Below are 14,360 nucleotides of genomic sequence, written 5' to 3' on the forward strand. Positions count from 1 at the left end.
TGCAGTCCCGTTCCTTCCGCTCGCCGTCTCGTCAGTGTGTGCCGTGCTCAGCCGTCGACGCCGAGGCCGTTGATGTCGACGTGGGTCGTCGGCGAGAACTCCGAGTTCAGCTGGCCGCAGAAGTAGCGGTACGAGACGTCGAACGCCTGAGTGCCGGCCGTGACGTTGACGGTGGTCGTGCCGGGGCCGACGACGCCGCCGCCCTGGATCGCGGCATCTGCGGTGACCTGCACTTCGTAGCCGGAGAGCGTCTGCCCGGCAGGGCAGCTCTGCGCGGTCCACGACACCTTCACCGTGCCGCCCGTGTTCACCGTGTTCTTGTCGGTGGTCGGCGCGGTGGTGGGGGTCGACGGCGCGACGGGGTCGACGTAGTACGTGATCGTGACCTGGTCGCCGATCGGCACAGGGCCGGTGGGGTTCACTTCGTAGACACGGCCGGCGTCGTCGGGGGTCGTGGCCGCGTTGCCCTCGACGGCGTTCGCGACCATTCCGAGACCCTCGAGCTTGGCCCGCGCCTCGTCGACCGTGAGACCGAGGTACTCCTCGCGCGTGATCTGCGCTGTCGTGGGCGCCTGACTCGTGGGCGGGGGAGGCGGAGGTGTTGTGCTGGGAGCGACCGTCGACGTCGGCCGGCTCGTGGTGGAGGACGGCACCGCGCCGCCGCCGCCGTTGTTCAGCGCGAGCGCGATGATCGTGCCGATGAGCACGATCGCGAGAAGCGCGATGAGCACGATGAGCGGCCAGGTCCACGGGCTGCGCTTCTTCTTCGGCTCCTCGTCGACGGGAACGCCGAGCCCAGCCGCACCGGCTGCACCCGCTGCGGCTGCAGACGGCAGCACCGTCGTCGCCGCCGTTGCGCCCTGACTCGGCATGAGCATCGTGGCAGCGGTCATGCCGGCGCCGAGCACGGCGGGCACGGCCGCTGCGGCCGCCTGCACGTCGCCTCGGCGCAGCGCGATCGCGGCACGGGCGAGGTGCGCCGCCGACTGCGGTCGGTCGGCCGGGTTCTTCGCGATGCACGCGTACACGAGATTGCGCACCGGCTCCGAGACGGTGACCGGCAGGTCGGGCGGCGTCTCGTTGATCTGCGCCATCGCGATCGCCACCTGCGACTCCCCGGTGAAGGGGCGTCGCCCGGCGAGGGCCTCGTAGGCGACGATGCCGAGCGAGTAGATGTCGGTCGTCGGCGATGCGGGGTGGCCGGAGGCCTGCTCGGGCGAGAGGTACTGCACGGTGCCCATAACCTGGCCCGTGGCTGTGAGCGGCACCTGGTCGGCGATGCGAGCGATGCCGAAGTCGGTGATCTTCACGCGCCCATCGGGCGTGATGAGCAGGTTGCCCGGCTTGATGTCGCGGTGCACGAGACCGGCCGCGTGGGCGGCCTGCAGCGCCGCCGCCGTCTGGGCGACGATGTCGAGCACCTTGTCGGTCGAGAGCACGTGCTCTCGTTCGAGGATGGTCGAGAGCGCCTCGCCCGGCACGAGCTCCATGACGAGGTAGGCACTGCCGTCTTCCTCGCCGTAGTCGAAGACGTTCGCGATGCCCTCGTGGTTCACGAGGGCGGCGTGCCGGGCCTCAGCGCGAAAGCGCTCGAGGAACCCGGGGTCGCCGAGGTACTCATCCTTCAGGATCTTGATCGCTACCTGACGGCCGATCACGAGGTCGGTGGCTTGCCAAACCTCGCCCATCCCGCCGATCGCGATGCGGGATTGCAGCTCGTAGCGCCCTCCGAAGGTGAGCCCTGCGCTCGGTCTCATTTGTTCAGCACCGCCTCTAGTACCTGCTTTGCGACGGGTGCGGCAATGAGATTGCCATACCCCTCCTGACCAAGTCCCCCGCCATCCTCCACGAGCACCGTGATTGCATACTGAGGGTCGTCGGCGGGGGCAAAACCTGTGAACCAGAGAGTGTAGGGGTCACTCTCACCGTTCTCTGCTGTACCCGTCTTACCGGCCACGCTGACGCCGTCTATTCTTGCATTACTCGCGGCACCGTTCTCGACGCCGTTGACCATCATCTCCACCATGGTGTTCGCCGTCGACTCGCTGATCGCACGACCGAACTCCGAGCCCTCGAACTCCTGCAATGGAGTGAAGTCGGGAGCGACGATGGCATCGACGAGATTCGGGTTCATGACGATGCCTCCGTTCGCGATCGCCGCCGACACCATTGCGATCTGCAACGGAGTGGCGCGAACCTCGCTCTGACCGAACGCGCTGAGCCCCGTCTGGGGATCATCGAGGGCACGGGGGTACACGCTCGCCTCCGTGAGGGTGGGGATCTCGAACTCGCGATTGAAGCCGAACTTCTCCGCCTGCTCGCGAATCGCGGCATCGCCGAGTTCCATGCCGAGCTCCGCCATCGGGATGTTGCACGAGAGCCGCAGCGCGGTGGCGATCGTGACCTCTGAGCCGCCGCCGCACGTGCCGCCGCCGGAGTTGCGCACCACCGCGTCGGTTCCGGGCAGCGTGAGTGATGCGGGGTTGGGGAAGGTGCTGTCGGGGGTGTAGCGACCCGATTCGAGGGCGGCCGCCGTGACCACGAGCTTGAACACCGACCCGGGCGGGTTCATGTCGCCGCCCGTCGCACGGTTGAAGAGCGGGTCGCCCGGGTCGGCGAGCAACCCCTCGTAGGTCGCCTCCACCTGGTCTCCGCTGTGCACCGCGAGCGAATTGGGGTCGTAGGTGGGTTTCGTGACCATCGCGAGGATGCGTCCGGTGCTCGGTTCGGTCACGATGACGGCGCCGGTGTACTCACCGAGCGCGTCCCACGCAGCCTGCTGGAGTACGGGGTCGATCGTGACCTCGACCGACGCGCCCATCGGATCCTGCCCGGAGATCAAGCGGTTGAGGGAGTCGAAGAACTGGCTGCTCGATTGTCCGCTCAGGAAGTCGTTGAGTGAGCGCTCCAACCCCGTCGCCTCGCCGTTCACGGGGATGAACCCGGTGATCGGCGCGTAGAGCGGGCCGTTCGCGTACACCCGCTGGAACTTGTAGTCGTCGCCGGAGGGCTGCGAGTGGGCGATCGGGTCGCCGCCGACGAGGATCGGGCCGCGCTCCACCGAGTAGCTCTCGTACAGGGTGCGCGCGTTGCGCGGGTCGGCCGCGAGCGATTCCGCTTGCGCGTACTGGATGATCGTCGAGGCGACGAGAAGGGTCAGGAACATGAGGAGAGCGAGTATCGAGACTCGCTTGAGCTCGCGATTCATCCGTCGATCACCAGCCTCGGGTGGTTGCGCACCGTATCGGACAGCCGCAGCAGCAACCCGACGATGATCCAGTTCGCGACGAGCGACGAACCGCCCGCGGCGAGGAACGGCGTCGTGAGGCCGGTGAGCGGGATGACGCGAGTGACGCCGCCCACGACGATGAACACCTGCAGCGCCACGACGAACGCGAGGCCCACGCCGAGCAGCTTGCCGAAGTCGTCCTGGCCGGCGAAGCCGATGCGGAAGCCTCGTGCGACGAAGAGCACGTAGAGGGCGAGGATCGCGAAGATGCCAGCGAGACCCAGCTCCTCGCCGAGGCTCGCGATGATGTAGTCGCTCTGCGGCACCGGGGTGATGTCAGGTCGGCCCTCGCCGAGTCCGCTGCCGATCAGTCCGCCGTGCGCGAGGCCGAAGAGCCCCTGCACGAGCTGGTAGCTGCCGCCGTCAGCGCTGTAGACGTCGGGGTTGAACGCGTCGAGCCAGTTGCGGAACCGGCCGTTCACGTAGTCGAGCGTCTGGCTCGCGATGAGCGCGCCGCTGAAGAACAGCGTGAGCCCGAGCACGACCCACGACAGCCGGCTCGTCGCGACGTAGAGCATCACCAGGAACAGGCCGAAATAGAGGAGTGCGGTGCCGAGGTCGCGCTGGAATACGATGACGGCCATCGACAGCGCCCACACCACGAGGAGCGGACCGAGGTCGCGAGCCCGTGGGAACCGCATGCCGAGGAACCTCGTGCCGACCATCGAGAGGCTGTCGCGGTTACGCACGAGGTATCCGGCGAAGAAGACCGCGAGGGCGATCTTCGCGATCTCGCCGGGCTGGAAGGTCGCGATGTCGCCGAAGCCGATCCACACGCGGGCGCCGCTCACCTGGCGGCCGAGCCCCGGCACGAGCGGCAGGAGCAGGAGCACGATCGCGAGGAGGCCCGACAGGTAGGTGTACCGGAAGAGCACGCGGTGGTTGCGGATGACGATGATCGTGACGATGCCGCCGATGATCGCGATCGCGCTCCACGCGATCTGCCGCACGGCGGCGCTCTCCCACCCGATGTCGCCGAACGCGATGTCGATGCGATAGATCATGGCGATGCCGAGGCCGTTCAACACCGTCGCGATCGGCAGCAGGAACGGATCGGCGTCGCGAGCGACGAACCGCATGCAGATGTGCAGTCCGAAGACGAGGGCCGAGAGCCCCGCGCCGAGCAGCACGAGCTGGGTGTCGACGCGGCCGAGCGCGCCGAGCTGCACGAGCACGATCGCACCGGCGTTGATGATGCACGCGACGAGCAGGAGGCCGAGCTCGAGGTTGCGCAGCTTCTGGGGCATCCGGATGCGTCGCACGCTGGCGGTCGGCGGGGCGGCCGACCGCGGTGCGCCAACTGCGGGCCCGCTCTGGTCAGTCAAGGGAGTCCTCCAGTCGCTGCACGATGCGGTACGCCTCGGAGAACGAGCCGGCGCTGATCGTCTGTTCGACGCGTTGCTGGTCGTAGGTTCGGAGGTCGGCGACGTCGAGGCCGGTCTCGGTGTGGAGCTCGTGCAGGGAGATGGGTCCGAGGTCTTGCTGGATGCCCTGGAAGATCGCGACTCGCCCGTTCGACTCGCCCACGTAATAGCGAGTCTGGGTCCACTGGTAGCCGAGTGCGAAGGTCGTGAAGATCGCGCCGATGAGCAGCACGATCCAGAACCCCCACATCCAGCGGCGCCGTCGCCGTCGCCGGGCGTCTTCTTCGATGATCTCGTCGAAGTAGTCGGCCGAGTCGGGCTCGAAGTGCGTCTCCTGCACGGGGTGCGGCCGGAAGGGCGTGAGCCGGATGCCGCGGGCTCGCACCGGTTCGGGGGCGCCGAACGCGAGCGGCGCCGCCGCGGAGCCCACCACGAGGGGAGGGGTGGCGGGGGCGGGCGGCTCGCCGATGTCGACGACCACGACCGTGACGTTGTCGGGTGCACCGCCGTCGAGCGAGGCCTTCACGAGCCGGTCGGCGACTTGCTTCGCGCCGGCCTCGGCCGACATCAGCTCGTGGATGTCGTCGAAGCTCACGACGCCCGAGAGGCCGTCGGAGCACAGCATCCACCGGTCGCCGGCGCGGGTGTCGAGCAGCATCGAGTCGATCTCGGGTGAGGCTTCGACGTCGCCGAGCACGCGCATCAGCACCGAGCGGCGAGGGTGCACCATCGCCTCCTCGGCGGTGATGCGGCCGGCGTCGACGAGGCGCTGCACGAACGTGTGGTCGGTGGAGATCTGGCTGAGCTCGCCCGAGCGGAGCAGGTAGATGCGGGAGTCGCCGATGTGCGCGATCACCACGCGGTCGCCCTGCAGGAGCACCGCGCTCACGGTCGTGCCCATGCCGGTGAGCTCGGAGTGCTCGGCGACCGTCTCGGCGAGCTGGCGGTTCGCGGAGATCAGGGCGGACCGGAGTTCGGCCGCGGCATCCGTGACGCCGTCGTAGTCGGCATCGGCCTCGGCGATGCGGCGCGTCGCGATGGCGCTCGCGACGTCGCCGCCTGCGTGGCCGCCCATGCCGTCGGCGACGAGGAACAACCGCCGGCCGGCGTAGCCGGAGTCCTGATTGTTCGCGCGGATCCGGCCGACGTGCGAGACCGCAGCGCTCGCTTTGACAGTCGCCATGGGGGCTACCGTCGCAGCTCGAACGTGGTTGCTCCGACCTTCACCGTGGCTCCGAGGGGCACCGGGGTGGGCACCGTCACTCGTGAGCCGCCGAGGAACGTGCCGTTCGTGGAGTCGAGGTCTTGGAGCATCCAGCGACCGTTCCACAGCATGAGCCGCGCGTGGTGCGTGGAGGTGTAGTCGTCACGGATGATGATCGCCGAGTCGCTCGAGCGCCCGATCGTGATCTCGTCTCTGCCGAGCGGGAACTCGGCCCCCGCCTTCGCTCCCGAGGTGATGACGAGCCGCGTGGCGTTCTCGGTGGAGGCGAGCTCGCCGTCGTGTCCTCCGGTCGCCGCGCCGGGCCGGCCGACGGGGGAGGTGACCGCTGGAGTCGGCGGGGGCGTGACCGGCGAGCTCGGGAAGGGGGATGCCGCGGCGGCGACCGGTGCGGCGGCGACATCGGGCTGCAGCTTGCGCACCCGCTGGCCGAAGAGGTCGCTGCGCAGGGCGTAGATGATCGCGAAGATGAACACCCAGAGGAGCAGGAGGAAGCCGAGTTGCAGGACGAGGAGGGTCAGTTCGCTCATTCGCCGGGCCCCCAGAACCCGCCCATGTCATGGCGTTCGGTTGCCGGGTCGGTGCGACCCCTGGAGTCGGTGCCGCCCGGTGTCGCTTGCGCGAGCACCCGGAACGTGATGCGGGAGCGCCCGATGGTGATCACCGAGTCGGGTTCGAGGATGGCGTCTTTGACGGGTGACCCGTTCAGCTGGGTGCCGTTCGTCGAGCCGAGGTCGCGCACGCGAGCCCGCGATCCGTCCCACTGCACCTCGGCGTGACGGCGCGAGGCGCCGGAGTCGTCGAGCGTGAGATCGGCCTCGCTGCCGCGCCCGATGACCGTGCGGCCCTTCAGGATCGGATGCCGCTTGCCGTTGACTTCGAGCACCGGCGTCCAGGCGACCTGGCCCTTCACGTTGCGCGAGTCGACCTGCACCATGCCGACGCTGAGGCCGGGATCTGCCTGCAGCGCGATCGAGATGCCGCCCGCGAACTGGAAGCGCTGGCTCGCCGCGTGCTTCTGCACGAGGTCGACGAGCTCGTCGATGAGGGCCGGCCCGAGGCTCGCCATGTTGTCGTGATCGGCAGGCGCCATGCGCACGGTGAACGTGTTCGGCACGAGCACGCGGTCGCGCGAGACGACCGCGGCCTTCGTGTCGATCTCTCGTTTCAGTGCTGAGGTGATCTCGACGGGCTGTAGTCCCGAGCGAAAGGTCTTCGCGAACGCGCCGTTGACGGCGCGCTCGAGACCCTTCTCGAAGTTGTCCAGTAGGCCCACAGGTCTCCCGATCCGGTTCCGTGACTGTGTGACATGGTAGCCCGAGCGACTGTGAACACTTGCGATCAGTCGACAGGGATTGTGGATTCCGCCTCTTCGGAGTCGAGCGACAGGGTCGGGATCGACGCGGTGAGCAGGGTGCCGTCAGCCCGCCGCGAGCCCGTGACGTCGCGCATCGTGGGCGAACCGTAGAGTCGCGGGCCCTGTCCGTGCAGCGGCACCGACACCTCGGAGAGGGTGGTCACGACGACCTCGGCACCGCGAACGCGGACCCGGGCCTCCACGCCCTCCTCGACGGCGAACGTGATCGAATCGCCCGTGAGGACGACCCGGAGGCGGGTGCCGCGCAGGGTGATGCGGAACGTCAGCTGCTCCCAGCCGTCGGGCAGCCGCGGATCGAAGCTGAAGATGCCGTTGTGGTCGCGGAATCCGCCGAATCCCGACACGAGCGTGCTCCACACGCCGCCGGTCGACGCCACGTGCACGCCGTCGGCGGCGTTGTGGTGGAGGTCGGCGAGGTCGACGAAGAGCGCCGAGCGGAAGTAGCGCAGCGCGAGCTCGTGGTAGCCCACCTCCGCGGCGATGATCGACTGCACGACCGCAGAGAGGGTGGAGTCGCCCGTGGTCAGCGGGTCGTAGTACTCGAAGTTGGCGCGTTTCTCCTCGGTCGAGAAGCGGTCGCCCTGCAGGTAGAGCGCGAGGACCACGTCGGCTTGCTTCAGCACCTGGAAGCGGTAGATGACGAGCGGGTGGTAATGCAGGAGCAGCGGGCGGCGGTCTTCGGGAGTGTTCTCGAGGTCCCAGAGCTCCTTCTGGAGGAAGGCCGAGTCCTGCGGATGGATGCCGAGCTGCTGGTCGAACGGGATATGCATGTGCGCGGCGGCACGTCGCCAGCTCGCCACCTCGGCCGGGGTGACGCCGAGACGGTCGACGAGCCGGTTGTAGCCGATGGGATCGAGCACCTGCAGGTTGTCGACGGCGGATGCCGCGGCCGCGAGGTTCGAGCGCGCCATGACGTTCGTGTACAGGTTGTCGTTCACGACGGTCGTGTACTCGTCGGGGCCGGTCACGCCGTGGATGTGGAACACGTCGTCGGTGTTCGTGCGCCAGAAGCCCAGGTCTTCCCACATGCGCGCGGTCTCGACGAGGATGTCGATGGCCCCGCGGCCGAGGAAGTCCTCGTCGCCCGTGGCCGCCACGTACTGGCACAGCGCATAGGAGACGTCGGCGTCGATGTGGTACTGCGCGGTGCCGGCGGCGTAGTACGCCGACGATTCGAGCCCGTTGATCGTGCGCCACGGGAACAGGGCCCCGCGCTGGTTGAGCTCGAGCGCGCGGGCGCGGGCGGCGTCGAGCATCCGTTGCCGGAATCTCAGCACGTTGCGCGCGACGATCGGCGCCGTGTAGCTGAGGAACGGGAGGACGTAGACCTCGCTGTCCCAGAAGTAGTGGCCGCCGTAGCCGGAGCCCGAGACGCCCTTCGCCGCGACGCCGCCGCCGTCGGTGCGGGCGGTGGCCTGCGCGAGCTGGAAGAGGTTCCACCGGGTGGCCTGCTGGATCGCGGGCTGGCCGGCGATCTCGACGTCGGAGCGGGTCCAGTAGTCATCGAGCCATGCCCGCTGCTGCGCAAACACCTCCGCGACGCCGAGGTCGGCTGCGCGGTCGAGCGTGCGGTCGCACCGGTCGACGAGCTCGCGCGCGGGCACTCGGCGCGCCGTGTGGTAGCTCACGGTCTTCGTGATGCGGATCGGCTCGCCCTGCTTGGCCTGCACCTTGTAGATGTGCTTCGCGAGGTCGTCTTCGATCGAGCCCGATTCGGTGAACGTGTTGTCGGTCGTGATCGAGTGCTCTGCGCCGATCGAGATCGTCATACCCGAGTTGGTGCACTGGTAGCCGAGCACGTAGCGGCTCTCGGTGCGACGCTTGAGTCGCGGCTGCAGCACGCGCTCGGTGAACTGCTCGGCCTTGCGGGGGTCGAACGCGCCGGCCGCCTCGAGCACACCCGAGCGGTACTCGTCGCGGCCGTCTTGACGGTTGAGGATCTGGCTCGAGATCGTGACCGCGGCATCCGCGTCGAGCATCTCGACCTCGTAGTCGAGCACGGCGAGGTGCCGGTCGGTGAACGAGACCATGCGCCGGCTCGTGATGAGCACGCGCTTGCCCGACGGGGTGCGCCACTCGATCGAACGCGAGAGCGCTCCGAGCCGGAAATCGAGTCGGCGCTCATAGGAGAGCAGCTCGGCCTCGGTGAGCACGAGCGGCTCGTCGTCGACGTAGAGACGGATGATCTTCGCATCGGGAGCGTTCACGATCGTCTGCCCGACGCGCGCGAAGCCGAACGCCTCTTCAGCGTGACGGATCGGCCAGGTCTCGTGGAACCCGTTCACGAACGTGCCCTGCATGTGACCGTCGCGACCCTCCTCGACGTTGCCACGGAGCCCGAGGTAGCCGTTGCCGACGGCGAAGAGCGTCTCGGTGCGGCCGAGGTCGCCGATGCCGAACTCGGTCTCGACAAGCGCCCACTCGTCGACGGGGAAGCGGCTGCGGTTCAGGGGGTCGTGGTCGGCGAACCTCATTCAGGGTCCTCTCGGGGGATAGAGGTGTTGGTATGGGGGTCAGATGCCGCGGCGGCACGCTCGACCGCGGGAATCAGTTCATCGAGCTCGTCGACGATCACGTCGGCGCCGAGCTCCTCGAGGGCGGCGCGCCCGACGCCGCGGTCGACGCCGATCACGAGGCCGAACTCACCCGCCGCGCCCGCCTTCACGCCCGACTCCGCGTCTTCGACGACGGCGCAGACGGTGGTCGGCAGGCCGAGCAGCTCGGCGGCACGCTCGAACGTGTCGGGCTCGGGCTTGCCGGGGAGGCCGTCGCGCACGGCGACGGCGCCGTCGACGACGACATCGAACCGGTGGGCGAGCCCCGCGGCTTCGAGCACCGACGGTGCGTTCTTCGAGCTCGAGACCACGGCGACCCTGTGGCCTGCGCGCTCGACGGCGTCGAGGAACGCGACGCTTGCGGGATAGGCCGTGACGCCCTCCTCGGCGAGGGTCGCGTTGAAGGCCTCGTTCTTGCGATTGCCGAAGCCGTGCACGGTATCGGCGGTCGGGGCATCCGTCGGCACACCCTCTGGCACGCGGATGCCGCGGCTCTCGAGGAGGCTCCGAACGCCGTCGTACCTGGGCTTGCCGTCGATATAGGCGAAGTAGTCGTCGTCGGTGTACGGCGCGGCGCCATGCGCCTCGAGGATCGGCGTGAACAGGCGGGACCACGCATGCATGTGCACGACGGCGGTGGGCGTGAGCACGCCGTCGAGGTCGAACAGATAGCCGCGGATGCCGGTGAGATCGACGGCAGCGGCGTCTGAGGTGGGGGAGGGGGTCACGGGCGTTCCTTTCATCGCGTCGGCCGGGGCGCCAGAACCCGCGAGACGATGCTATTCCCGAGGACGGGCGAGCGCGAGGCAGAATGCAGACTCCAAGGAATCGCCAAGGGTTGGCCGCGCGATGCCGCGGAAGAGCTCGAATGGCTTTGGTCGGCCAAGGGTGATAATCTCGCTTGGTTGGCGCGCTTCGGCGCGCTGCACGTGCGCGAGTGGCGGAATTGGCAGACGCGCTGGCTTCAGGTGCCAGTACTCGCAAGGGTGTGGGGGTTCAAGTCCCCCCTCGCGCACCACCTGGCTTTTCAGCAGGCTCCCATTCGAGCCGCGACCCGCCCTTCAGGCGAGGAGCCTTCCGCATGGTCTTCTGCAGCATCTCACTCGAAGAAGGGTCAGCGGGAGCCCATATAAGAAGGAAGGGCCCCCGCCTGGAACGCGACAAGGTCGATCGCCGCGTTCCGCCTCGGCGATGACCCGACTAGAAGTCGGCGAGCATCTCCTTCATGACGGCGATCTCGTCGGTCTGGGCGGCGATGATGGTCTCGGCCAGCTTCGTCGCCTCGGCGTTCTCACCGTCGGCCGCCTCGGCCTGAGCCATCTCGATGGCGCCCTCGTGGTGAACCGTCATCTGCTCGAGGAACAACCGGGCCGCATCGTCGCCCGTCGCATCCTCGAGCGCCGTCATGTCGTCGTCGGACATCATGCCGTCGCCGTGATTCATGCCGCCCATGTCGCTCTCCTCCTGACCCCAGTCGGAGAGCATCCCCTTCAGCTGGTCGATCTCGGGCTGCTGGGCGTCCTTGATCCGGGTTGCGAGGTCACGGACCCGATCGTCGATTCCGTCTTCGGCGAGGAGCGTTTCGCTCATCTCCACGGCCTGCTCGTGGTGCGGGATCATCATCTGGGCGAAGGTGACATCGGCGCCGTTGAAGGTGCCGGCCGACGTTTTTGAGTCGGCCGGGGCATCCGAGCCGCTCATGTCCATGCCGGACATGCCTCCCGCGCAGCCGCTCAAGGCGAGGGTGGCCGCCGCCGCGGCGGACACGAGGAGAAGGTTGCGAGTGTTCAGCATTGTGAGTTCCTTCGTTGTCGGTACTGATCGGATCGGAGCCGCCGCGGTGTGGCCGATGCACGGCCGAGTCGGCAGCGCGGTTCACGGGGCGGCGAACGCGACTTCGCCTCGGCGCTGCCGCAGGGAAGGAGCGGCCGCGGTGTCGGGGGCACCGCGGAAGCGGCGCAACCGTAGGCTGTTGCTCACCACGAACACCGATGACAACGCCATCGCCGCGCCCGCGACGAGCGGGTTCAGCATGCCGAGCATCGCCAAAGGGATCGCCGCGACGTTGTATGCGAACGCCCAGAAGAGGTTCGCCCTGATGGTCGCGAGCGTTCGCCGGGAGAGGCGGATCGCGTCGACGACGGCGACCAGGTCGGTGCGCACGAGGGTCAGGTCGCTCGCTTCGATGGCGACATCCGTGCCGGTTCCCATGGCGATGCCGAGGTCTGCCGTCGCGAGCGCGACCGCGTCGTTCACCCCGTCACCGACCATCGCGACGACGCGACCGTTCTGCTGCAGGGCGCGAATCACCTCGGCCTTCTCGGCGGGCAGCACCTCGGCGCGCACTTCGTCGATGCCGACCTCCGCGGCGACCGCGCGAGCCGCGCGCTCGTTGTCGCCCGTGAGGAGGATCGGCGTGAGACCCAGCGCCTTCAACTGCGCGACTGCCGTGGCACTCGTGACCTTCACCGTGTCGGAGACTGCGAGGATGCCTCGAGCCCGACCGTCCCAGGCGACCGCGACGACGGTGCCGCCGCCCGCCTCGAGCGACGCCTGCTGATCGGCGAGGTCGGCCGGAAGCGTGACGCCCCACTGGGCGGAGAGCCACGAGGGGCGGCCGACGAGCACGAGGTGTCCGTCGATGACGGCCTGCACGCCGAGTCCCTGTTCAGAGGTGAACGACTCCAACGCCGGCAACGGCTGGTCGCCGTCACGGGCCGCAGCAGCGATCGCCGCGCCGATCGGGTGCTCGGAGCCGGTCTCGGCCGCGCCGGCGAGCCGCAGCACCTCGGATGCATCCTCGCCGGCTGCCGGGATGACGGTGCTGAGGCTCATCTTCCCGGTCGTGACGGTTCCCGTCTTGTCGAGCACGATGGTGTCGACGCGGCGGGTCGACTCGAGGATCTGGGGGCCCTTGATCAGGATGCCGAGCTGCGCACCGCGCCCGGTGCCGACGAGCAGCGCCGTGGGCGTCGCGAGGCCGAGCGCGCAGGGGCACGCGATGATGAGCGTCGCGACGGCGGCCGTGAACGCGACCTCGGGGCTCGCGCCGATGAGCAACCAGACGGCGAGCGTCGCGAGCGCGAGCGCGATGACGATGGGCACGAACACCGCAGACACGCGGTCTGCGAGGCGCTGCACGTCGGCCTTGCCGGTCTGCGCCTGCTCGACGAGACGGGCCATGACCGCGAGTTCCGTGTCGGCGCCCACTCGCTCTGCGCGCACGACGAGCCGCCCGCCGGCGTTGATGGTCGCCCCGACCACATCGTCGCCGGGCCCGACCTCGACGGGAACGGCCTCGCCCGTGAGCATGCTCGCGTCGACGGCGGAGCTGCCCTCGACGACCGTGCCGTCGGTGGCGACCTTCTCGCCGGGGCGAACCACGAACAGGTCGCCCACCACGAGGGTCGCGGTGGGGACTCGCAGCTCGATTCCGCCGCGGAGCACTGTTGCATCTTTGGCGCCCATCTCGAGCAGCGCGGTGATGGCGGCGTTGGAGCGCCGCTTCGCGCGCGCCTCGAAGTAGCGCCCCGCGAGGATGAAGACCGTGACCGCTGCAGCGACCTCGAGGTAGATCTCGTCGGCTCCGCCGCCGGGCTCGCTGAACAGGACGAAGTCCATCGTCATGCCGGCCATTCCGGCCATGCCGAAGAACAACGCGTAGAGCGACCAGCCGAGCGCCGCGAGCACGCCGACGCTGATGAGGGTGTCCATGGTCGCGGCACCGTGCCTGAGGTTCACCCACGCTGCCCGGTGGAACGGCCATGCGCCCCAGACCGCCACGGGCGCGGCGAGGGCGAGGGCGAGCCACTGCCAGTTCGTGAACTGCAGCACCGGGATCATCGACATCGCCACGACCGGGATCGTCAGGGCGATCGAGATGAACAGGCGCTGGCGGAGGGATGCCGCTTCGGCGCCGATCTCGCGCGCGCCGCCTGCCTCGGTCGACTCGGTCGGTGGGGGCGCCGGCAGCTCGGCGGTATAGCCGGTCGCTTCGACCGTCGCGATCGCGTCATCGACGCTGACACCGTCGGGCAGGTGCACGCTCGCCTTCTCGGTGGCGTAGTTCACCGTCGCCTCGACCCCTGGCATCCGATTGAGTCGCTTCTCGATGCGAGCGGCACAGGACGCGCAGGTCATGCCGCCGACGAGCAGTTCGACCTGCTGAGCGCTCATCGCGACAGGCCGCCGACGAGCTCGTAACCGGCCTCATCGATGGCGGCCGCCACCCGGTGCTCGTCGAGCGATGCCTCGCTTGCGACCGTCACGCGGGAGACGCCGCCGGCCACGAGCTGGATGTCGACGTGCTTCACGCCGTCGAGGCGCGCAAGCTCCTCGGTGACCGACGAGACGCAGTGCGAGCAGGTCATGCCCGCGACGCCGAAGTCGGCGCTCACCAGAGCCGCCGCGGGAGTGCCGTGTTCGTGGGCGTGACCCTGCTCAGTTGCGTGCTCGTAGGTGCCGTTGGTGTCGCGCATAGGTGTGTCCTCACTCGAACTCATCGAAGTATATACCCCCATGGGGTACACCTCGACTATACCCCTGAGGGGTA

At 68.7% G+C, this 14,360-nt stretch carries 11 protein-coding genes and 1 tRNA gene; 1 reads left to right on the forward strand and 11 read right to left on the reverse strand.

Features of this window, described 5'->3' with window-relative positions; translation table 11 throughout:
- Positions 1-47 precede the first annotated feature (47 nt).
- From J7E25_RS01650 to J7E25_RS01685, 8 genes are all read right to left on the reverse strand, one after another.
- Positions 48-1,757, reverse strand: coding sequence for a protein kinase (locus J7E25_RS01650; protein ID WP_214867307.1), 1,710 nt, complete (start codon positions 1,755-1,757; stop codon positions 48-50).
- A complete protein-coding gene (locus J7E25_RS01655) occupies positions 1,754-3,208 on the reverse strand; it encodes a penicillin-binding protein 2 (protein ID WP_214867309.1) in 1,455 nt (484 codons plus the stop codon). Before J7E25_RS01655 ends, J7E25_RS01650 begins: the two co-directional genes overlap by 4 nt.
- Positions 3,205-4,536: an FtsW/RodA/SpoVE family cell cycle protein gene (locus J7E25_RS01660; protein WP_214867311.1), complete on the reverse strand. Its 1,332-nt coding sequence runs from the start codon at positions 4,534-4,536 to the stop codon at positions 3,205-3,207. The genes J7E25_RS01655 and J7E25_RS01660 overlap by 4 nt, the downstream gene beginning before the upstream one ends.
- Before the next feature lie 70 nt (positions 4,537-4,606).
- Positions 4,607-5,836: a PP2C family serine/threonine-protein phosphatase gene (locus J7E25_RS01665; protein ID WP_214867313.1), complete on the reverse strand. Its 1,230-nt coding sequence runs from the start codon at positions 5,834-5,836 to the stop codon at positions 4,607-4,609.
- Between the two features lie 5 nt (positions 5,837-5,841).
- Positions 5,842-6,405, reverse strand: coding sequence for an FHA domain-containing protein (locus J7E25_RS01670; protein WP_214867315.1), 564 nt, complete (start codon positions 6,403-6,405; stop codon positions 5,842-5,844).
- Positions 6,402-7,151: a DUF3662 and FHA domain-containing protein gene (locus tag J7E25_RS01675; RefSeq protein ID WP_214867316.1), complete on the reverse strand. Its 750-nt coding sequence runs from the start codon at positions 7,149-7,151 to the stop codon at positions 6,402-6,404. The genes J7E25_RS01670 and J7E25_RS01675 overlap by 4 nt, the downstream gene beginning before the upstream one ends.
- Positions 7,152-7,216: 65 nt before the next feature.
- Entirely contained in the window at positions 7,217-9,727 is a 2,511-nt protein-coding gene (locus tag J7E25_RS01680; protein ID WP_214867318.1) for a glycoside hydrolase family 65 protein, read from the reverse strand.
- Positions 9,724-10,551: an HAD-IA family hydrolase gene (locus J7E25_RS01685; RefSeq protein WP_214867320.1), complete on the reverse strand. Its 828-nt coding sequence runs from the start codon at positions 10,549-10,551 to the stop codon at positions 9,724-9,726. The genes J7E25_RS01680 and J7E25_RS01685 overlap by 4 nt, the downstream gene beginning before the upstream one ends.
- A gap of 188 nt (positions 10,552-10,739) precedes the next feature.
- Between J7E25_RS01685 and J7E25_RS01690 the strand changes: the two genes are divergently transcribed.
- Positions 10,740-10,826: transfer RNA gene (locus tag J7E25_RS01690), tRNA-Leu, on the forward strand.
- 182 nt (positions 10,827-11,008) lie between these two features.
- Here J7E25_RS01690 and J7E25_RS01695 read toward each other — a convergent pair.
- The 3 genes from J7E25_RS01695 to J7E25_RS01705 form a co-directional block, all read right to left on the reverse strand.
- Entirely contained in the window at positions 11,009-11,602 is a 594-nt protein-coding gene (locus tag J7E25_RS01695; RefSeq protein WP_214867321.1) for a DUF305 domain-containing protein, read from the reverse strand.
- An 81-nt stretch (positions 11,603-11,683) separates the two neighbouring features.
- Positions 11,684-13,984 (reverse strand): cation-translocating P-type ATPase, encoded by a 2,301-nt coding sequence (locus J7E25_RS01700; protein ID WP_214867323.1) that lies wholly within the window; start codon positions 13,982-13,984, stop codon positions 11,684-11,686.
- Entirely contained in the window at positions 13,981-14,286 is a 306-nt protein-coding gene (locus J7E25_RS01705; RefSeq protein WP_214867325.1) for a heavy-metal-associated domain-containing protein, read from the reverse strand. The genes J7E25_RS01700 and J7E25_RS01705 overlap by 4 nt, the downstream gene beginning before the upstream one ends.
- Positions 14,287-14,360: the final 74 nt, after the last annotated feature.

This window comes from Agromyces sp. ISL-38 (genome assembly GCF_018613935.1).
Taxonomy (GTDB): domain Bacteria; phylum Actinomycetota; class Actinomycetes; order Actinomycetales; family Microbacteriaceae; genus Agromyces.